20 protein-coding genes are annotated in these 21,222 nt (G+C 46.2%); 10 read left to right on the forward strand and 10 right to left on the reverse strand.

Translation table 11 applies throughout. The features are described 5' to 3' along the window. Nucleotides 1-84 precede the first annotated feature (84 nt). From Q1Q15_RS10395 to Q1Q15_RS10405, 3 genes are all read right to left on the reverse strand, one after another. Nucleotides 85-1,671, reverse strand: a complete 1,587-nt coding sequence (locus Q1Q15_RS10395; protein ID WP_300459285.1) for an SDR family oxidoreductase — start codon at nt 1,669-1,671, stop codon at nt 85-87. A 316-nt stretch (nt 1,672-1,987) separates the two neighbouring features. Continuing rightward, entirely contained in the window at nt 1,988-3,391 is a 1,404-nt protein-coding gene (locus Q1Q15_RS10400) for an amidophosphoribosyltransferase (protein WP_300459288.1), read from the reverse strand. A 149-nt stretch (nt 3,392-3,540) separates the two neighbouring features. After that, nucleotides 3,541-6,240 carry a bifunctional acetate--CoA ligase family protein/GNAT family N-acetyltransferase gene (locus Q1Q15_RS10405; protein ID WP_300459290.1) on the reverse strand — a complete coding sequence of 900 codons (2,700 nt, stop codon included), beginning with the start codon at nt 6,238-6,240 and terminating at the stop codon, nt 3,541-3,543. Nucleotides 6,241-6,673: 433 nt separating this feature from the next. Between Q1Q15_RS10405 and Q1Q15_RS10410 the strand changes: the two genes are divergently transcribed. Then, nucleotides 6,674-7,330 (forward strand): class I SAM-dependent methyltransferase, encoded by a 657-nt coding sequence (locus Q1Q15_RS10410; protein ID WP_300459293.1) that lies wholly within the window; start codon nt 6,674-6,676, stop codon nt 7,328-7,330. 71 nt (nt 7,331-7,401) lie between these two features. Further along, nucleotides 7,402-8,532 (forward strand): DUF362 domain-containing protein, encoded by a 1,131-nt coding sequence (locus Q1Q15_RS10415; RefSeq protein ID WP_300459296.1) that lies wholly within the window; start codon nt 7,402-7,404, stop codon nt 8,530-8,532. A gap of 53 nt (nt 8,533-8,585) precedes the next feature. Here the strand turns inward: Q1Q15_RS10415 and Q1Q15_RS10420 are convergent, their stop codons facing one another. Then, the gene (locus tag Q1Q15_RS10420) at nt 8,586-9,536 is read right to left on the reverse strand and encodes a cation diffusion facilitator family transporter (RefSeq protein ID WP_300459298.1); all 951 of its coding nucleotides are present in this window, start codon (nt 9,534-9,536) and stop codon (nt 8,586-8,588) included. 255 nt (nt 9,537-9,791) lie between these two features. On the opposite strand from Q1Q15_RS10420, the gene Q1Q15_RS10425 reads away from it, so the two are divergent. Continuing rightward, entirely contained in the window at nt 9,792-10,865 is a 1,074-nt protein-coding gene (locus tag Q1Q15_RS10425) for a J domain-containing protein (protein ID WP_300459301.1), read from the forward strand. Between the two features lie 103 nt (nt 10,866-10,968). Then, on the forward strand, nt 10,969-11,310 hold the full coding sequence (locus Q1Q15_RS10430) for an inorganic pyrophosphatase Ppa (protein ID WP_300459303.1): 342 nt from the start codon (nt 10,969-10,971) through the stop codon (nt 11,308-11,310). Between the two features lie 50 nt (nt 11,311-11,360). On the opposite strand, the gene Q1Q15_RS10435 is transcribed toward Q1Q15_RS10430, so the two are convergent. The 6 genes from Q1Q15_RS10435 to Q1Q15_RS10460 all read right to left on the reverse strand — a co-directional run bounded on the left by Q1Q15_RS10435 (nt 11,361) and on the right by Q1Q15_RS10460 (nt 14,162). Continuing rightward, on the reverse strand, nt 11,361-11,819 hold the full coding sequence (locus Q1Q15_RS10435; protein WP_300459306.1) for an MFS transporter permease: 459 nt from the start codon (nt 11,817-11,819) through the stop codon (nt 11,361-11,363). Between the two features lie 103 nt (nt 11,820-11,922). Further along, entirely contained in the window at nt 11,923-12,051 is a 129-nt protein-coding gene (locus Q1Q15_RS10440) for a hypothetical protein (RefSeq protein ID WP_300459308.1), read from the reverse strand. A 7-nt stretch (nt 12,052-12,058) separates the two neighbouring features. Further along, nucleotides 12,059-13,183, reverse strand: a complete 1,125-nt coding sequence (locus Q1Q15_RS10445) for a sodium ion-translocating decarboxylase subunit beta (RefSeq protein ID WP_300459310.1) — start codon at nt 13,181-13,183, stop codon at nt 12,059-12,061. 236 nt (nt 13,184-13,419) lie between these two features. Then, entirely contained in the window at nt 13,420-13,578 is a 159-nt protein-coding gene (locus tag Q1Q15_RS10450) for an OadG family protein (protein WP_300459313.1), read from the reverse strand. Nucleotides 13,579-13,597: 19 nt separating this feature from the next. Beyond that, entirely contained in the window at nt 13,598-14,023 is a 426-nt protein-coding gene (locus tag Q1Q15_RS10455) for a cyclic nucleotide-binding domain-containing protein (RefSeq protein ID WP_300459317.1), read from the reverse strand. Further along, the gene (locus Q1Q15_RS10460; protein WP_300459318.1) at nt 14,013-14,162 is read right to left on the reverse strand and encodes a hypothetical protein; all 150 of its coding nucleotides are present in this window, start codon (nt 14,160-14,162) and stop codon (nt 14,013-14,015) included. Before Q1Q15_RS10460 ends, Q1Q15_RS10455 begins: the two co-directional genes overlap by 11 nt. A gap of 231 nt (nt 14,163-14,393) precedes the next feature. Between Q1Q15_RS10460 and Q1Q15_RS10465 the strand changes: the two genes are divergently transcribed. The 6 genes from Q1Q15_RS10465 to Q1Q15_RS10490 all read left to right on the forward strand — a co-directional run bounded on the left by Q1Q15_RS10465 (nt 14,394) and on the right by Q1Q15_RS10490 (nt 21,206). Then, on the forward strand, nt 14,394-15,551 hold the full coding sequence (locus tag Q1Q15_RS10465) for a BMP family ABC transporter substrate-binding protein (RefSeq protein ID WP_300459320.1): 1,158 nt from the start codon (nt 14,394-14,396) through the stop codon (nt 15,549-15,551). Between the two features lie 60 nt (nt 15,552-15,611). Beyond that, on the forward strand, nt 15,612-17,126 hold the full coding sequence (locus Q1Q15_RS10470) for an ABC transporter ATP-binding protein (RefSeq protein ID WP_300459322.1): 1,515 nt from the start codon (nt 15,612-15,614) through the stop codon (nt 17,124-17,126). An 18-nt stretch (nt 17,127-17,144) separates the two neighbouring features. After that, on the forward strand, nt 17,145-18,224 hold the full coding sequence (locus Q1Q15_RS10475) for an ABC transporter permease (protein WP_300459325.1): 1,080 nt from the start codon (nt 17,145-17,147) through the stop codon (nt 18,222-18,224). Between the two features lie 11 nt (nt 18,225-18,235). Continuing rightward, nucleotides 18,236-19,156, forward strand: a complete 921-nt coding sequence (locus Q1Q15_RS10480; RefSeq protein WP_300459327.1) for an ABC transporter permease — start codon at nt 18,236-18,238, stop codon at nt 19,154-19,156. A gap of 75 nt (nt 19,157-19,231) precedes the next feature. Further along, nucleotides 19,232-19,765 (forward strand): DUF3334 family protein, encoded by a 534-nt coding sequence (locus tag Q1Q15_RS10485; protein ID WP_300459329.1) that lies wholly within the window; start codon nt 19,232-19,234, stop codon nt 19,763-19,765. Nucleotides 19,766-19,781: 16 nt separating this feature from the next. Continuing rightward, nucleotides 19,782-21,206, forward strand: a complete 1,425-nt coding sequence (locus Q1Q15_RS10490; protein ID WP_300459332.1) for a M48 family metallopeptidase — start codon at nt 19,782-19,784, stop codon at nt 21,204-21,206. Nucleotides 21,207-21,222 lie beyond the last annotated feature (16 nt).

Raw genomic sequence — 21,222 nt, forward strand, 5'->3', positions numbered from 1 at the left:
CAGTGAAATATGTGCGCTTTGATGCAACGCAGAAGACCAGCTGAAAGACAGGCAAGATGGAGTGATTATTTATTTCCGAGGCCCTTACCAGTCGATGGGAAAATAATCCTTTAAGAATTTTCCGCACCAATGTTTTCCCGTCAGGATACCATGGAAAAACGGATCACAGATCCTTGCTGCGCCGTCCACAATATCCAGGGGCGGCTGGAAATCATGGCGATCCTGTTTGAGCTGTGCCAGAACCGCAGGATCCTCATCCGTTACCCAGCCCGTATCCACGGCATTCATGAAAATCCCGTATTTGGCAAGATCACTGGCCGCCGTGTGGGTGAGCATGTTCAAAGCGGCCTTGGCCATATTGGTATGGGGGTGGCGGCTGCCTTTTTTAAACCGCAGGAACTTGCCCTCCATGGCCGAGACATTGACAATATGTTTTTGCCCGGTATCCTGTTGTTTCATCAAATCAATCAGTCGGTTGCACAGCACAAACGGGGCCACGGAATTGACCAGCTGGATCTCCAGCATTTCCGACGTCTGGATGTCCCCCAGCCGCAGCCGCCAGGAATTGGTTTTCCGAAGATCCACCTGCTGGAGGTCTGCATCCAGTTTTTCTGCGGGAAAGACGGTGGGCACATCCAGGGAATGATCATAGGAATAGGGAATCTGGGACAGCTGGGCCGACAGGCGCAACCCCACACCCGGGGCCGTGCCGTTCCAGGTGACGGGCAGGGCCTTTTCTCCACCCAGATTCTGGGCCTGTCCGGATTCCAGTTGGTCCAGACAGGTCTGGTACTGGCCCAGAAGGGTCTGGGCATCTTTGGGTAAGGACATCACATCCCGTGTTTCATTTTCCATGAGGTGGGCATAAAATCCAGGGGGCCGCCGGACGGTCTGGGCGGCATTGTTGATGAGAATATCCAGGCGCTGATACGTCGCCTTGATCGTATCGCAAAACAGTTCCACACTGGGGGTGTGACGAAGATCCAGGCCATAGATCTGGAGCCGGTGGCCCCAGTCGGAAAAATCAGGTTCCCGGGCGAACCGTAAGGCCGAGTCCTTGGGAAACCGGGTGGTGGCAACCACCCGGGCACCAGCCTTGAGCATCATCAGGGTGGCCTGGTATCCGATTTTGAGCCGTGAACCGGTGATCACGGCCACCTGCCCTTTTAAGGATGCCGTCTGGAAACGTTTCTGATAATTGAGGTCTGCACAGTCCGGGCACATGGCATCATAAAAATGATGCAGCCGTGTAAACTTTGTTTTGCACACATAGCAATTTCGGGGTGTTTCCAGCCGCTGGGACGTGTCGGGGGCATTGATTCGGCCCTTGTCAAGGGCAATCTGCCGGGGAGGGGTAAACACATCGGTTTCCCGGGCTTTCCGTATCCCAGTGCCCGCCCGCAGTCGACGTTCTTTGTTGATAATGGCCAGGTGCTTCTGCTGTTTTTTATCCTTATTCCGTTTTTTTATTTCCCGCCGGTCCGGCCGGGATATTTTCCCGGCGGCCGTGATCAGCGCGATCCGTTGGGGTTCCGGAAGGTGCGCCAGGAGCTCAGAGTGATCCGCAATCTTTTCCAGAAGAGGAATACACCGGCGTATGGCTGCCAGGGTATCCTCATTGTCATCATTTTTTTGGTTTGTGCTGATGGTATCCGTGCTGATGCTAATCACCGTCTTGTATCCTTGTTCCGGTCGCTGAAGTCAAGTCAACCCTTGGTTTAAAATGATGAAATCATAGCATATTTTCGATAAATTTGTCAATCAGTCCCAGGCGGTAACAGCAATTCTCATTATGCAGCAATTCTAAATATGAAACATAAGGCTAGGGTCAGGCTTGCTTTATTGCGCTTTTAGCCTCTTCAAGAACCGATTTTTGATAAAAAGCATGGAGCCTGATAAAAGATTCAGCCTCCAATAAAACAAGCCTGACCCGTTCAAGAAAATGCTAAAATGAGAATTGCTGAGGCGGTGACGACGGATCGCTGGTTTAAAAATATCCGGATCCATCCCAGCAATGGGTACAAAGTCTGTTTTTGGGCAGACCGATGCCCTTCACCAGGTCATCCAGTCGCTGGAAGCGGATGCTGGTCAACCTTAACCGGTCTGTAATTTTACCGATCATGGCCGAATGTTTTTTTGATCCATCCATGGCATAGTCCGTCAGATCCGTATCTTCGGTTCCTTCAAGCTCGTAAATGGCCTTTCTGCCGGCTAGATCAAGGGTAGAACGAGAGGTTGAAAAATTCAGAAACTCACACGGATGGATAAGGCTTGGGCAGGCAATTCTCATATGCACTTCCTTTGCCCCATAATCATATAAAATCTGGGTATTGTCCTCTAACTGTGTCCCCCTTACAACGGAATCATCACAAAAGATGATCCGTTTCCCTTGGATAATTTCCCTGATGGGAATCAACTTCATACGGGCCACAAGATCTCTCATCCCCTGATTCTGGGGCATGAAACTTCTGGGCCAGGTTGGTGTATATTTAACATAGGGTCGCATGTAGGGAATCCGGCTTGCATTGGCAAAACCAATGGCGTGTCCAATGCCGGAATCCGGAATACCTGCCACCAGATCCACTGTTTCGGTTTCTCTTTTTGCCAGGGCAGCCCCGCAGTTATATCGGACTTTTTCCGTATTGATCCCTTCATAGGAGGAGGCCGGATATCCGTAATACACCCATAGAAATGAACAGATCTGCATGGCCGTGCCCGGCGGCTGGATCTGTTCCATACCGTCGGGTGTGATCCGCATAATTTCATTGGGACCCAGGTAGTGTTCGACTTCAAAGCCAAGATTTGAAAATGCACTGGATTCCGAACTCGCAGCATAGGCATCCTCGCCTTTTCCGATCACAACAGGGGTTCGGCCCAGCCGGTCCCTGGCGGCATAGATCTCTGAATCCGTTAAAATCAACATTGAACAGGACCCTTTGATCTGTGACTGAGCATTGGCAATGCCTTCCGCAAAAGAGCCTTTCTGACTGATCAAAATGGCCACAAGCTCTGTGGGGTTGATCTCTCCCTGGCTTGTTTCAGCAAAATGGATATTCTGTGAAAATGCTTTTTGGACGAGGTCGTCAAGATTTGCAATGCGCCCCACAGTGACAACGGCAAATTTTCCAAGATGAGAATGAATGATAATTGGCTGGGAATCGGTATCGCTGATAGCACCGATCCCCATATTTCCGGTCAATTTATCAATATCCGCCTCGAATTTTGATCTGAAATACGCATTTTCAAGGCTGTGGATTGTCCGTTGAAATTCTTTTTGATCCACCGTTGCCAACCCACCGCGTTTCGTTCCCAGATGTGACAGATAATCTGTCCCGTAAAAAAGTGCTTTATTACATGCTTTTTTAGACGTACAACCGAAAAAACCGCCCATAATGTTTCTCTTTCATTTTTTTAAAATTGATCATTCCCCCTTTCCATATCACCCCGATCAATTAATCATTATTATTTAGGATGTCAAACAAATAAAAAAAAATTATAGCCGTTCCCCCTCACGGATTCGCGCCTTCACCAAAGAATTTGTCAATGATACATATCCGAGGAAAAATCGATCTGCTCAAGATCAATTTCCAATTCAATGTCATAGGAGTCCGGATCTCTTTTCATACGGAAACCCAGTTTCTTGCCAAGCTTTGTCATCTGGATATTTTCAGACAACACCAGTCCCATCACCCGTTTAAGCCCCTGCTGTTTCGAAAAGCGCAAACACGGTAGAAGCAAAGCGGCACCGATCCCTTTCCCCTGCCAGTGATCTGCCAGGACAATGGCAAATTCACCGGTTTCTCCGTCCGGTAGAAAAATAACCCGGGCCACACCAACCATTTTTTGATCTCCCATGGAATTTACAATGGCAATCAAGGCCACTTCACGATCATAATCCACCTGGGTAAATTTAATCAGCATTTGTTTTGACAACTGCTTGATGGGAGAAAAATATCTTAAATAAATTGTTTCAGGAGATAACTGGGAAAAGAAATCAATCATTTGATTCGCATCATCCGGACGAATGGGCCGGATCAGAAACGGATCATTATCCGTTGTTTTGCAGCGCATCTCCTGCCATGATGGATAGGGACTGATAATCAGGTGAGCCGGTGAAACAACTGCCGTTTTCCTGATCAACACCCGGGCATCAACGCCCATAATTTCTCCTTTTCGGACCTGCATGGGATTGATATCCAGTTCCTCAATTTCAGGAAAATCCGTTACCAGTCTGCCCAGTCGTATCATGATCTCTTCCAGAGTCGTCAGATCCATTTGCTGAAAATTTCTAAACCCTTTGATGGCCTTGAATATTTTTGTTTCCCGGATGATTTTCCCGGCAAGGGAATGATTTAACGGTGGTAACGCCAGGGCAGTATCATTGCAGATTTCCGTCATGACCCCCCCCATACCAAACAGAAGAACAGGGCCAAAGGCCTCATCCGTTTTGGCGCCAAAAATCAATTCATAATCCGGCATAGGCGCCATGGGCTGAATGGAAACACCGTCAATCGCTGCGGCGGGAAACGCCTCCACTGCTTTTTTCATAATTTGAACGAATGCCGCTTCAACCTGCTCCGGTGTAAAAAGATTCAGAAAAACCCCTCCGGCATCTGATTTGTGTAAAATGTCTTTTGAACAAATTTTTAAGACCACCGGGAAGCCCATCTTTTCCGCCAATTGAACTGCTTGTTGGGCGGTCTGAGCGATGTCAGTCTGGTTTACGGGAATACCATAGGAGCTGAGCAACTTTTTGGCCTCCATTTCCATCAATACGGTCTGGTTTGCCGTCAATGCCGTTTCTATAATTTCCCGGGCAACCTGCTGGTCAATTTTAAGATTGATATCCTTTCTCACTGGAATTTCATGCAGCATCTCCAAATTTTGCCCATATTGATGCAGATTGGCAAATGCCTTAACAGCCCTTTCCGGCGAATCATAGGTAACCACACCGGACTGATTAAAAAGGGTCCTGGATTTATCAATATTGCTCCCCCCGATCCAGGCGGTGAAAACAGGGCATCGCACCGTTTTTAAAAACTGCGCCAGGGGTTTGGCCAGGGCCTTTGAATCATACGTCCCCACAGGAGAACAGATCAACAACAATCCGTCAACTTCCGGGGCGGTACTGCAAATATCCACTGCCCGGATATAATGTTCGGGTGATGAATCGCCCAAAAGGTCAATGGGATTTGCACGACTCCATTCCTTCATCAACTGCGTGTCCAGCTTCTGAAGGGTCTCATCGCTCAATTCTGCCGGTTCCAGGCCATGGGATGCAAGGGTATCCGCCGCCATGACACCGGGCCCCCCCGCATTGGTGATAATGGCCAGCCGCCCCCCTTTCGGCCGGGGCTGCTTGGACAAGAATTCCGTACAGTCAAACAATTCCTCAAAATCGTTAACCCGCAGGATGCCAGCCCGCTTGAAAGCCGCATCATACACCGCGTCAACCCCGGCCATGGCCCCAGTATGAGAGGCAGCAGCCCGGGCACCGGCTTTTGAACGTCCCGACTTGAGGGCAATAATGGGTTTTATCCTGGACACCGCTCTTGCAGCGCTCATGAAATTTCGGATATTGGGAATGTTTTCCATATACATGACAATGCTCTCCACCTGTCTTAAAGATCCCAGGTAATCAATCATATCGGCAAAATCAACATCCAGTAGTGACCCCAGGCTGACAAAATGGCTGAAACCAACATTTTCCCGCATGGCAAGATCCAGGACTGAAGAACAAACCGCGCCGCTCTGGGACAGGAATGCCGTTTTCCCGGAAAGCGGAAACTGGGGCATGAAACTGGCATTCAATCTTCGTTCGGTATTGATAATGCCCACACAGTTCGGCCCGATAATTCTCATGCCTGAATTTTCGGCTGCTTTCTTTATATCGGCCTCAATTTGCCGGCCCGCTTTACCCGTCTCTTTACCCCCGGCTGAAATAATGACCACCCCGCCCATTTCTTTTTCAGCACAGGCCGCAACAATTTCCGGAACACTTTTTATGGGGGTTGCGATAATCGCCATATCCGTTTTTTTGGGAATCTTTGCCACACTGGAAATTGCCTGAATTCCCAAAATATCTCTATGATTCGGGTTCACCGGAAAAACATCCCCTTTAAAATCATTGAAAATAATATTTCGAATAATGGATTCTCCCACACTGCCTTTTCTTTCACTTGCCCCGATCACTGCAATGGATTCAGGGTTAAATAATTTTGATAAATTGACGGTAGCCATAATATTCTCCTGTGCTATATCAGCATCCCCTCTTATTGACGGATTAAACTCATTATTACACAACTTCAATTACAAAATTCATGCCATGAACAAACACTGGCACCAATAGAGGTCTGGAGGGAATGTCACCGCCTGTGGCCGGATGGAGCCGGTAAAACAACGGCTTTATAGAACCGATCTTTTTGCATCTTGTAAAAAATGCTGACATTCTCGTTTTGTAAAATCCACCACTCCACCCCGTATTAACAAGGGAATACTTTCGGGCTTTAGCGGTAATGGGCGGGATAATTTTTGGATGGCCTTGAATTTAAGTCTGGAAAATATCCATTTCCATGCTTATCATATCTCCCGGCGGACGACCGGGCTTTCAGCAGCTTAAAATTATCTTTTAACACCAGGGACTTTCGATCCCTTATATTAAATGGGTGTTCACATGAAAACCGACCATACCGGCATTACCCTGGCGGCCTACAACAAAAATGCTGACAAATATGCTGACAAATTTATGGCATTTAAATCTTACCAGGAAAAATTGAGCCGTTTTCAACAGCGGTATTTACCCGAACATGCCTCTATTTTGGATGTTGGGTGCGGTCCAGGCAATACCGCCAAATTTTTAATGGGCATCGATAACCATTACACCATAACCGGCATAGATTTATCCGTTGAAATGATCACCATTGCCAGGCAAAACGTTCCCGGATGTAATTTTTCGATTCAGGATATTCGAGACATCATTCCCGACAAAGAATATGATGCGGTTATTGCTTCTTTTTGTATTGTTCATTTGTCTGATCAAGAGACGACGGTCCTCATTCAAACCCTGTCAAAAATGCTCAAACCAAACGGAAGCCTTTACATCAGTTTCATGGAAGGGAAATCCCCCGGACTTGAAACAACCAGTTTTTCTGATGAAAAAATATTTTTCAATTATTTTCCCAGAGATCGGATAAAGGGGCTGCTCGCAGCAAATTCTGTTGAAACGGTGGAACTTTTAGTGGAGGGGTATCCGGAACAGGATGGCTCTATTACCAAAGATATTTTTGTTTTTGCACGGAAAAGATACGCCCTGACCCCAGGCATAAGTTGAGTATTGTAATTTCCAACAAATTAACGTATTGAATATGTAACCATGCTCATCAATACTGTCAGGAGAAAATAATGACTGCCGATGTATTTTTTATGGATTTAGAGGCCACCTCAAAGGAAAATCTTCTCCAGAAACTATCACGACTCATCAAAACAGCCGGTATCGGAGATATCTTGACGGATAACGACCTGACCGGCGTAAAAATCCATTTTGGTGAACAGGGCAATACCGCCTATATCCGACCGGTATTTATCCGGAAAATCATACAGACCCTCAAAGAATTCAAGGTCAGGCCCTTTCTCACCGATGCCAACACCCTTTATGTGGGGACACGGTCAGACGCGGTATCCCATATGCATACAGCCATTGAAAACGGATTCTCTTATTCCGCCATGGATGCCACACCCATCATTATTGCAGACGGGCTGAGGGGAAAGAGCGAAATAAAAGTTACCATTAACCAGAAAAACTGTGATCATGTTTATATCGGTTCCGAAATTATGGATGCAGATGCACTGATTTCCGTGGCCCATTTTAAAGGCCATGATCTGGCAGGGTTTGGTGGTGCGCTGAAAAACCTGGGCATGGGCTGTGCATCCAGAAGAGGAAAACTCAACCAGCATTCCAATGTGAGCCCCAAAATCAAAAGAAAAACCTGTATTGGCTGCGGTGAGTGTGAAAAGCACTGTCCTTCCGGGGCCATTCACATTGAAGACAAGAAAGCCTATCTTGACGCTAAAAAATGTATCGGGTGTGCCGAATGCATTGTCAGGTGCCCCACCAAATCTGTGAACATCAACTGGAACCAGACAGTGCCGGTTTTCCTGGAAAAAATGATAGAACACGCCTCCGGTGCACTCAAAAACAAAGCAAACAAAGCGTTTTTCATCAACTTTATAACGGATATTTCCCCGAAATGCGATTGCGTGTCTTACAACGAGTCACCCATTGTCAATAATGTAGGGGTTCTGGCATCAACCGATCCGGTTGCCATAGACCAGGCAAGCGCCGATCTGGTCAATCAGCAGAAAGCATTACCGGGAACCGTTCTTAAAACAAACCTCAATCCGGGTGAGGACAAATTCAAAGGTCTTTACCCGTCTGTTGACTGGGAGCATCAACTGGAGTATGCCCAGACAATCGGACTGGGAACCCGGGCATACAACCTGATCAAATTAACCACTCTGTCCTATCGAAAATAAGGCTGAAGATCTGGTATGCAGCATTCCCTGGCAACCAGAGGCCCGGCATTTGTTTAATTTTCCGGGCCTGCTTTGCATTGGTCCATACCTGCCGGATGGTAATGTACGTAAACTTTGCGAAGCATCTCAATGCCCGAAAGAAGCGTCTGCTCTACCGTGTCAGCAATTTCGTTTCCCTCCGTTACCGTCAAATTGCCATCAATGCAAATGGTCAAATTTACGACCAGGTAGGGGCCGAACCGATGGGCATGGATATCATTGATGGCTTCGATGGCTCCCACGCCATGGAGAAGGTCATGGATTTGATCGGCCACCGCCTTGCTGGGAACGTTGTCCATCAGATCCGAAGACGCTTCCCGAAGAATGTCCAACCCTGTTTTGGCAACGATCACAGCCACAATGGCACCGGCAACCGGGTCAAGCCAGGCGATTCCCATCATGCTGAAAAAAATACCTGCACCAGCCCCTGTTGAAGCGAAGATATCATTTCGATGATCCCTTGCCAACGCAGTAATGGCCAGATTTTTGGTTTTTTGACTAATCCGGTTGGCATGCAGCATGAGAAAGACCTTGGCCACAATCGTCACCAATGCCACAACCAGTGCAAACAATGGTACTTTCGGCTGCAGACCCGATCCCACAAACAATTCAAATGCCACGTTGACACTATCCCAGAAAATGGCGATCCCGGTGGTGATCACGAAGGCACCAACAACCAGAGCGGCAATACTCTCAAGCTGATGGTGACCGTAAGGGTGCTCAGAATCCGCCGGCTTGCCCGATAACCGCACAAAAATTTTCACCACAATAAAATAAACAACATCGGATACCGAATTGATACCATCGGCCAGAAGCCCCTGGCTGTGACCCAGGATACCGGCCAGAACTTTCACTACGGCAAGGATGGCATTAAAAAACAACCCGACATTCACTACAAATTCGGCGGCCTGCTGCCGATTCTTGATATCAATGGGTTTACCGGTTTTCAGTATATCGGGAATCATCTAGTGGGTATCTTTCGCTTGCCTGAAACTCAACTTTCGAGTTGGCCATTTTTACATGGGGTCAGGCTTTCCTTATGGCACTTTTTACCCAATAGGTTATGAAATAATGATAAAAAGCACAATAAAAAAAGCCTGACCCCGTTCATTAAAGCTAACATCCGAAAGTTGAGCCTGAAAATTTTTTATCATAGATCAAATAAAGAACAATGACCATTCATTTATACAATTGGCGCCGGTTCATCCTGATACTGCCATATGATAGGGAACATCCCCTTGTCAAGGCCGGACAAAATTTATTTTACCCTGTACAGACCACGGATGATGCCTTATTCTTTTATCATGTATATGGCATATATAAAAGACAAAGGTCGGCCACACTACCTGTTAAGAGAATCCTGCATCATTGAGGATGAGTTGACATTCCAGGACGTGTTTGATCTGGGAACGGACCCTTCTGCGTTCATTCACTACCCCGGCGGCAATGCCTTTTATCTTGACGAACAAATGGAGGCTGCTGTCGCTGAAAAGGCTGTGGATTATGATACGGATGAACTTGAGGATCTTTTCTGGCCCTGGATCAAACCGGATATCAAAAGGGCCGTTGAAACCTTCAGAAACCGCTCCTTTAAAACCTTTTCCCAAAAACTGACTGCCAAAGAAAAAGAAGCCCTTGCTGCCCGTATCCATACGTTTGATAAACGAAGAACCCATTATTTAAAATTCGGGACCATGGATCAGGGGCCTGTTGAAAACATGCCGGCAACGCTTTTTAAGGATCATGATCTTCGATCCAGGGATGAAATTGAACACTGCTTTTTCAAACAGGAGTTTACTTTAAAGGCCCATGAATTAAAATCTTATGTGTATACCGTTTTTGATCTTCACCGGTTTTTTTCAGGATTTATGGCCAAAAAAATGCCCCATGCCCTGGATCAGGAAAAGGTGGATGAATTTTTTCTCAGGGAAATCTGCCGTCTCAACAAAGAACTTTTCAACAAAGAGACCCACCTGGATGACCATATGATCCGGTATATCGTCATGTTTTTTGATCACCAGTATGCAAACACGACCCTGCTGGATGATTTTGCCCGGGACTTCATGGCCCGGCATCGTTTTTTTACGCCCCGGCATGAAAAATCCATTACCACGCTAAATGCCTGTAATATATTTAATATTAACAAAACCGAATTGGCAACCATGACACGGCAACACTTGACAAAACTGTACCGAGGGTTTGCCAGACAGGTCCACCCCGATACCGGCGGGTCCCATGACAAATTTGTTGAGCTGAACAATGCCTATGAAGTGCTTTTAGAAACGCTCAGATAAGTCGGCCCATGGTAAAATATTTTTATCTTCCATTATTTTTTTCTTTTTTTTTTGATATACTTACACCCATTGAATTTCAAATGTTAGAGTAAGGAGATCCTTCATGTCCATTATTAATTTTCTTGAGCTGAAAGAAAAATTTGAACTCCAGACCTACGGCAAACCCGGAAATCTGGATAAAACCGACCATATCCCATTTTCAGGTTCCCCGCGAAAGCATCCCTATGAAAAATTCAGGGTGATTTTAATTGCCGACCCGTTTACGGACAATACCTTTTACTATGAATTCAGGGTGAAAGACATTGCCTTTGCAGAAGACCTTCCCAGCATCACCAACTTGAAAGGCGAATCGGTTTCCATGGTCCGTATCTGGGTCAAAAAACAGAGCATCGCCATTCGGTGTACCCCGTTTATTGTGGATACGATACGGCGGGGAACCGCCTGAAACAAGACCAAAACTGCGCCGTCAGCTGTCATCGGCCATACGGCAGGGGTCTATTGAACAGGATAGCACCTGCCGTTGATGATCAAGGACAATTGGCCGTCTTTTTCCTGCATAAACTTTGACATCTTCAAAAGCGCTCGTGAACCGAATTTAACCGTATGTTCAGGGGTTTGAAGGTAAAGGTTATCGTCCCGGACAAACAGCTGCTCCCCGTCAAGTTTAAGGGTCTCATTGTTATTTAGTGTCAGCAGAATGTCGTCTTTTTCTTTTATATCAATAACGAAAAGTGCGGTATCTTCATAAGGGAAATACACTTTTTCTTCATGATCATCGGTCACCTGGTGAACATAATACCCGTTTTCATCTTTTCGTATGCTGGCATTAAAATATTTTATAATTCTGGGATGTTCGAATTTACCGTGTTCGTTATGCCAGGTGCCGTTTTTATCCATCCAGAAAACAGCCTCTTCCTTTGATATCAAGATTTGTTTACGCTCTTTTGACACCATTTTGCACTCCTATATTGACCTGAAGAAAACGGGTGTAAAAACAACTTCTTTTTACACCCGTTAAAATTCCGGACCAAACCGATCAAAAAATGTTAAAGCTGAATCAAAGCATCAAACTCCATAAAACACCCGCTGCAATAGCGGACCCGATAACGCCGGACACACTGGGTGCCATGGCATAACATTCATAAGAAATCTGTTTGGCCTTTGAGTGTCCCGTCAAACCCGCCATCTAATCCTTACATCATAAAGCTCCACAGGATACCGGCGCAAACAGCAGATCCGATGACGCCTGAAGAGTTACAGGCCATTGCATGCATCAGCAGGAAATTAGTCGGGTCTTCCTTAAGGGCCACCAGATGAACTTCACGTGCTGAACCGGGTACTGCTGAAACACCGGCAGCCCCAAGCAGCGGATTGATCTTATCTTTCATAAAGAAGTTCATGATCTTGGCAAAAATAACGCCTGATGCTGTGGCAATGCTGAATGCAAGGGCACCCAGCGCAAAAATACCGACTGATTTGGGGGTAAGAAAGATATCACCCTGGGTTGAAGCACCAACAGTTAAACCTAAAAAGATTGTCGCCGTATCAACGATCGCATTGCTCGCAGTTTTGGCCAGGCGATCAACCACACCCGACTCTTTCATGATGTTACCGAAGAAAAAGGTGCCCAGCAGCGGAATGGAAGCCGGAGCCAGAAAACAGCAAAGTAACAAGCCGACCACTGGAAAGACCACTAGCTCTTTTTTGGATACCGTTCGAGAATCGGACATACGGATAAGCCGTTCCTCGCGGCTAGTCAATAGTCGCATGATCGGTGGCTGAATAAGGGGGATCAGTGCCATATATGAGTAGGCTGCTATGGCGATTGGACCGATCAGGTGAGGTGCCAGCTTGGCGGTTAAAAAAATTGAGGTGGGTCCGTCAGCGCCGCCAATCATAGCGATAGAGGCCGCCTCTTTCGGCATGAACCCTAACGCCATCGCACTCAGCAGCGTTGCCCAGATGCCGGTCTGAGCGGCAGCACCTAAAAGCATGAGTTTGGGCCTTGCCAGCAGTGAGGAAAAATCTGTCATCGCCCCGAGCCCAAGAAAAACGATGGATGGATAGAGGCCGGTGGTAACCCCGAAGTAAAGATAGTGCAGGACACTGTTTTGCTCATAGATTCCCAGCCCGAAGCCTTTGAAAAATGGGATATTACCTACCAGAATACCAAAACCAATAGGCAGTAACAGGAGGGGTTCATACTGTTTGGCAATGGCCAGGTAAACAAATAAAATGCCGATGGCCAGCATAATAATTTGTCGATAATCTGCAAGATAAAATCCGGTATTCGATAAAAACTGGAGAAGCAGTTCCATTGTTCTTTTCCTAATTATTATATCTGTTTCATTTGAAAATTATTCACAACGCCTAAGTCTTATTCGGCCGGCGTTCATAACTTTAAAAAATCGCTCAACTCAAACGGTTGCTCAAGCTCGTCAATAAGCTTCTGATAGATTTTGGCTGTTTCCGAAATATTGTTTGGTCATACATGGGGAACAAATATTTCATCCTTGCTCTTGACGATGGGTTCTGAGGTCTTTTCTATTTTTTTTTAAGGGGTCTCTTTAGGCTTTTTGTCAAAAATGGCTATTATCTTATGCAGTTGCGAGATGATAATGGACAGGATAGCTAATCCCGAGATTACTATCAGCGGGCCGGTAATGGCCATTGCCCAACCATTATAAGCATTTATGGCTTCTAATCCGTACAATTTTATTCTCCTTTCTCATTTATTGTGATCCTGTGGCTATAGCTCTTGTTTTTGAGGCTATTTTGTTAATTTTTTTCATTATTTTTTCACCAAGCGCATTGTCTCTCTGGATCAGCTCAACAAAATCCCTGCTTGATATTTCCAGCACCTCACCGTCTTCTTTGGCTGTAATGGTTCCGATATAGTGGAATGGAGAGATAACTGTAGACCAGCCCATAATTTCACCCGTCCGCTCACAAGTCATCGAACGACCTTCTTCGAAAGCGACCTCATAAGTTCCGGAGATGATAATGAAGAAAGTGAGTGCCGGAGTTCCTTTTTCAATGAGGACCTCACCGGCCTCGACACTTCTGGATTTAAGCGCTGATGCCCACGTTTCCAACTCATGTTGTTTAAAATCCGCAAAAAATTTGAGTGGCTTAAGAATATGCGAATCAATACTCATAACTGGCTCCTTTGCTTGCGAGGATATCACCAGAAGAAACTTCCCGTTGATCGAAAAAAGTTTCCAACTGTTCGATATCACTATTGTCAAGCCCGCCAAAAACAGCGGATCGTTTTAATATGCTTTGTATATCACTCATTATACCCTAGTAAAAATACGTTACTCGTTTAAACCGATTTCATTCAAACATATTTTATCGGTTCTGTCGATAGAAAAATGCTACTTTATAGCTATATAATTTAATTTCAGAAAACAGCCCGCCAGTCGAAAAAAATCCGCTGAGATTTCACCCATCATTATTGTTGACTGGAAGCCCCTAAATATCGTATTATCCTTAAAATTTTAATCAACTTATCAAAGGAGTCCAGCAATGAAAAAATGGGTGATCGGCATATTCATTTGTTCTATATTTTTTATCGGGTTTTCAACCACTGTCTTTTCCAGCGACAAACCGTTAAAAGCCGGCTTTATTTATGTGGGTCCTGTGGGGGATTATGGATGGTCCCACGCCCATGATCTGGGTCGGCAATATGCCGAAAAAAAATTCCCCTGGCTTGAAACCATTTTTGTGGAATCTGTTGCAGAATCAGACAGTTCAAGGATTATTGACCGACTGATCCAGCAGCAAAAATGTGATGTGGTGTTCACCACCAGTTTCGGTTACATGGACGATACTGTTGCAGCCGGCACCCGATATCCGGACAAACTGTTCATGCATTGTTCAGGATTCAAGCGATCCGATAATGTGGGAACGTATTTTGGTGATCTTTACCAGATGTATTACCTGAACGGACTCATGGCCGGCGCATTGACCAAGACCGATAAAATCGGCTATGTGGCGGCATTCCCCATCCCGGAACTGGTCCGTCATATTAATGCCTATGCCATGGGTATCAAGGCGGCAAACCCTGCGGCCAAACTCCATGTAAAATGGATCTATGCCTGGTATGGACCGGACAAAGCCAAAGAAGCAGCAGAAGCCTTGATTGCAGAAGGGTGTGATGCCCTTGCCTTTACCGAAGATACACCGGCTGTCATTGAAGTCGGCCAGAGCCATGCTGAAAAAGGCAAACAGATTTATACGTTCAGCCACTATTCTGCCATGCAGCCGTATGGGGTTGATTCGGTTGTGTCAGGACAGCTCATGAACTGGGGCGGCATGTATGCCAAAATCCTGGAAGACATTCATAACAACACCTGGACCAATGCGGATCTGTGGTGGCTGGCCAAAGAAAACGCAGCCATCCTTGGCGGCAGTGAAACCGATATCATCAATCCCAAGTTTGTGGGTGAGTTGAAAAATGCCATGATCAATTCAAAGGAATTCGGTAAAATCTCTGCCTATGATCTTGTCCTCAAACGCTATGCCCAGATGAAACAGGGGGTTGATGTCTTTGATCCGTATACCGGACCCATCTTTGACAATCAGGGCAATTTAAAAATAAAAGCCGGTGAAACCGCATCAAAAGATGATTTGATCAGCATCATGTATTATGTGGACAATGTTGAAGGAACCCTCCCCAAATAATTATCAGTCAGTCTGATAAAAGCCGGGACAGATTTTCCCGGCTTTTATCAAAAGAGCCTTATGAAAAAAATCCAACGCCTTGAAATGAACGCCATCTCAAAATCATTTCACGGCATCCATGCCAATCAAGATATTAATCTTGTGGTTGAATCCGGTGAAATTCTGGGGCTTTTAGGTGAAAACGGTGCCGGAAAAACCACCTTGATGAATATCCTGTACGGACTTTATCAGCCCGATTCCGGCCAGATTAAAATCAACGGCAACCCCATCCGCATCAACAATCCGGTTGAATCCATCACCCATGGCATTGGCATGGTGCATCAACATTTCATGCTCATCCAGAACCATTCTGTCATTGAAAATATTGCCCTGGGGTATAAAGACACGCCCTTTTTTTTTCCCAAAATAAGTATCAGAAAAAAAGTCGAGCAATTTTCCAAACAATTTGATTTTCACATGGATACGGAAAAAAAGGTGTGGCAGCTGTCTGCCGGGGAACAGCAGCGGGTGGAAATTATCAAAGCCCTTTTAAACGGGGCAGACCTTCTGATCCTTGATGAACCCACATCCGTCCTCACCCCCCTGGAAATAAAAGAATTGATCGCCATCATGCGGGAAATGAAAGCCAAAGGTCACATGATCATTTTCATCTCCCACAAGCTGGATGAAATCATGGACATCTGTGACCGGGTGGTGGTGCTTCAAAAGGGGAAAATTGCGGGCAGTGCAGACACCCGGAACACTGACAAAAAAGCCCTTGCACGGATGATGGTGGGCCGGGATGTGGTCTTTAATATCAACAGGGAACGACTGACCCGGGGCGAACGAGTCCTGAGCATTGAAAACCTTAATGTCTTTGGAGAAAAAGGATTTCAGGTGGTCAAAAATATTTCATTTGACCTGTTTAAAAATGAAATTTTCGGTATTGCAGGGGTTTCCGGAAACGGCCAGCGCGAGCTGGCTGAAGCCATCACCGGCATCCGGCCCATCGCATCGGGTAAGGTCACCATCAATGGCAAGGATATCACCAACACATCCCCCAGACACATTTATGATAACGGTGTTTCCCATGTACCGGAAGAACGGATCCGATTCGGCATTGCCCCGGGTCTCTTCTTATACGACAATGCCATTTTAAAACAACATCACTTGAAAAAATTTTCCAAGCGATATTTCCTGAATTACAGCCAGGTTAAACATCATACAAACACCATTGTGGATCGATTCAAGGTGTCCACCCATTCCATCAACAACCAGATCCGGAACCTTTCCGGCGGGAACATTCAAAAACTCATCCTGGGCAGAGAAATCAGCGAGCAGCCCCAGCTGCTTGTGGCCTCCCACCCGACGTATGGACTGGATGTGGGGGCAACCGAATTCTTGAGAAAACATCTCCTGCACCTCCGGAAACAGGGAAGCAGTGTCCTCTTGTTTTCCGAAGATCTTGAAGAAATATTTGAACTTTGTGACCGGGTGGCCGTTATTTTTCAAGGTGAATTTATGGCCATTCTTGATTCCGATGATGAGCGGTTTTCGGATATCGGTCTGATGATGGCCGGTTCAAAAAGAATCTGATCCAGTGGGATAAAACCAATGATAACCATAAAAACAACAGACCGATACAATATCACAGCTTTCAGATCCTTTATGACCATTATCCTTTCTCTCGTTGCCGGGTTAGGGGTTATCAGTATTATTTTTCTGATGGCGGGGGTTAATCCCCTGCATGCCATTTCTGAAATATTTTCAGGATCGTTCGGATCAATATACGGGTTCAAGGAAACCCTGACCAAAGCCATTCCCCTGATACTCATCGGCGCGGGCCTGACCCTTGCGTTCCGGGCCAAATTCTGGAACATTGGTGCTGAAGGTCAATTGTTAATGGGCGCAATTTTTGCGACCTGGGTGGGGCTCACCTTTGGAGAACTGCTGCCACCGTATTTTATTGTCCCTTTAATTTTTCTGGCAGGTTTTATCGGTGGGGGATTATGGGGAATTATTCCCGCCATCTTAAAAATAAAATATTCGATTAACGAAGTTATTTCCACGTTAATGCTCAATTATATCTGTGCTGAATTGTTAACCATGCTCATTGTCGGGCCCTGGAAAGGGAAAACCCGGTTCGGATTTCCCGGAACCAATAATCTGCCGGATTCTGCCATTTTAGGCCTGATTCCAGGCTCCCGGATTCACTATGCCACATTGATCCTGGCCATCCTGTGTGCTATTGTCTTGTGTGTGGTCATTTATAAAACGCGCTTCGGATATGAAGCAAGGGTGGTGGGTGAAAACCCGGACGCGGGAAAATATGCCGGGATCAATTTTTTAAAAACCAGCCTGATTCTCATGGCCATCAGCGGTGGACTTGCCGGTTTAGCCGGCGTGGGCGAGGTGGCCGGCATTCATCACTATCTCGGGTATCCGGCGTCGGTCTCATCGGGATATGGATTCACCGCCATCATTGTGGCATGGCTGGCCAAATTAAATCCGCTGTTCACCATTATTTCAGGGATCTTTTTTGCCGGGATTCTGGTGGGCGGTGATGCCATTCAGATATCACTGGGACTGCCGGCAGCGACAGTTGAGATTGTGAACGGAACATTATTGATATTTTTAATTATGGGGGATTATTTTTTAAACCATAAAATCACCCTTCAATTTTCACACACATAAGGATGCACTGAATGGAAGATATTATTATTTCAACACTTCAAAGGGCCATGGTTGCAGGAACACCCCTACTCCTGGCCACAACAGGTGAAGTGATTTGTGAAAGATCCGGCATCCTGAATCTCGGCGTTGAAGGGGTCATGGCAATGGGAGCAGTGACCGCCTTTATCGTTACCATAACAACCGGTCAGCCCTGGCTGGGTGTTCTGGTGGCCATTGGCGCAGGAATGGCCATTTCCATCATTCATGCCTTTGCTTCTATCACCCTGCAGGCCAACCAGGTGGTATCCGGACTGGCCTTAACCATGCTGGGGTTAGGACTTTCCGGCATGATCGGCAAACCCTATGTGGGCAAACCCCTCTCCATAAAAATGGATGACTGGACCATTCCCTATTTATCGGATATCCCTTATCTGGGAAAAATTTTATTCACCCAGAGCCCCTTTTTCTATCTGGCGATCTTTCTGGCCCTGGTCGCCTGGTTTTTTCTTGAAAGAACCCGCCTGGGGATACAGATCCGGTCCACGGGTGAAAATCCAAGGGCCACGGAAACCCAAGGGGTCAATGTCTTCCGGCTGAGATATTTAAGTGTGCTCATCGGTGGTGGATTTTCCGCGCTTGCCGGGGCCCACCTGTCCATATCCTATTCCAAATCCTGGATAGAAGGAATGACGGCCGGGAGAGGATGGATCGCCATTGCGCTGACCATCTTTGCCCTCTGGAACCCCGGGCGGGCCATCTGGGCAGCCTTCCTGTTCGGCGGTATTTTTGTGGTCCAGTATTTGATGCAGCCCCTGGGGATTTCACCCAATTTTCTGGCCATGCTTCCCTATCTGGCAACCTTAATCATCCTGTTCCTGATCAGCCTCAAAGACCCCAGAAAATTAAATGCCCCAGCCATGCTTGGAGAACCCTATAAGCGGGGTGAAAGATAACAAACCTTTTGACTTTTCAGGGAAATTTATCGATAATTTAAAAATACGTCATCGTTCCATTTAAAAGGAGAGACTATGCCCGAACCAATGGCATCCATTGATGAAATTTCAAAACTATTTTTGAAAACCGCTCAGCGGACGCTTCAAACCGTAACCCAGCAGGACGTAACCTATTCTTCGACCATCCAGAAAATCCCTAAAACATCCATGAAACCCGATTTGACCTGTTTTGTCCAGTTCAATGGAGACTATAACGGGCTTGTGGTGATAAATTTTTCTGCCAATGCTGCATTTGAAATCTATACCTCTTATATGACGGCCATGGGAATGCCCAAAGAAGAACTAGCCACAACCGTTTCCGACCCGGACGTCACAGATACCATCGGCGAAATTACCAACCAGATCATGGGACAGCTGACCCGGGAAATCGAAGGACAATACAACCTGAATGCCTTGATAGGACAGCCCAAAGCCCTGACCCTGAACAGTTCCATCACCCTTGTCATTGATTCCGATTACCGGGAAAACAGGCGGTTATCTTTTAAAATAGGTCATTACAATTTTCGAATTGAAATCGCAATGGAGCACACCGAATTTGTTCATATTTAATAAAAACAAAGGGGTGATGTCTGGTAAATGTATTCTGATGCTTTTCAGCGTTCTTTTGTTCGTTTCATTCTCTGTAAACAGCAGTCTTGCCATCTCTATTCCGGAAGAAAACAAAGCCGCTGAAAAATTTATGGAAATGGTAAATAACCGGCACATGATATTAAATGATCCCATTGCCAACCATATGATAACCCAGGTCGGCCGTCACATCCTCTCTTTTCTGCCGCCCCAGCCCTTTGACTACTCTTTTTATATTGTAGACGAGGATGTTTTCAATGCCTTTGCAAGTGCCGGGGCCAATATTTTCGCCTATCGGGGATTGATTACATCCCTTGACTCCATTGATGAGTTGGCAGGCATCATCGGGCATGAAATTGCCCATGCCGTGAGCCGTCATGTATCCGAGTCCATTGACCGATCTAAATTTCTCAGTATCGGGAGCCTGGCAGGAATGCTGGCCGGTGCCATTATCGGCAGTCAATCCAATGGTAATGCCGGGGCAACATTGATGACAGGATCAATGGCCCTGGGCCAGACCGCCATGCTGGCGTTCACCAGAGACAATGAAACCGAGGCAGATGAAAAAGGCATCATGTTTTTAAAAAGAAGCTGTTTTTCACCGGAGGGTCTCCTGTCAGGCCTGATGAAAATAAGGGCCACGGACTATCGGGGAACAGAAGGCATACCGGATTATGTAAAAACCCATCCGGGGACAGGTGAGCGGATTGCCCATGTAGAAACCATTCTTTCCGGCTACGTCCCGCCGGAAAAAAAGGTCCCCTGCCCTGAAGATTTCCGGTTTGATATGGTAAAGTACCGACTGTTAGGCCTTTACGCAGAAATTAAGCCCACATTTGATCAACTCACCAATCAATTGGGAGATATTCCTCCCACCGTTGATGCAGGGGCCCTCCATTATGGAATGGGGCTCGTCTGTTCCAGAAAATCCATGGGAGAAGACGCTATCTTTCATTTAAGGAAAGCGCTTTCCATTCACCCCTTTGATCCCATGATCCTTGTGGAAATGGGGAGAATATATCTGCTGAATGGAGAGCCGGAAAAAGCCCTTGTTGCGTTGAATGGCATTGAGTCAGATCCTGTTGTGGGTCTGATGGTCAAGTTTCACCAGGCCGCTGCCTATCTTGAATTGCGACATCTTTCAAAGGCCAAAACGCTTTTCAATACCGTTATAAAAGCGGCGCCGACTCAATATCCCAAAGCATACTACCACCTGGCAAATATTCTGTCCCTTGAAAATGAAAAAGGCCTTTCCCATTATTATCTGGGTCTATACTATGCTGAAATCGACACCCATAAAACGGCTATTGTCCATTTGAAAAAGGCATTAGACGACTTAACGGATGACGCTGACATAAAAAAAGCAACCCAATTGTTAAACCGTCTAAAAAAAGAAGCCACCCGGGATAAGCAGAAAAAATAATATCGGGGGTGATTTT

Source organism: Desulfobacula sp. (assembly GCF_030145145.1).
Classification (GTDB): domain Bacteria; phylum Desulfobacterota; class Desulfobacteria; order Desulfobacterales; family Desulfobacteraceae; genus Desulfobacula.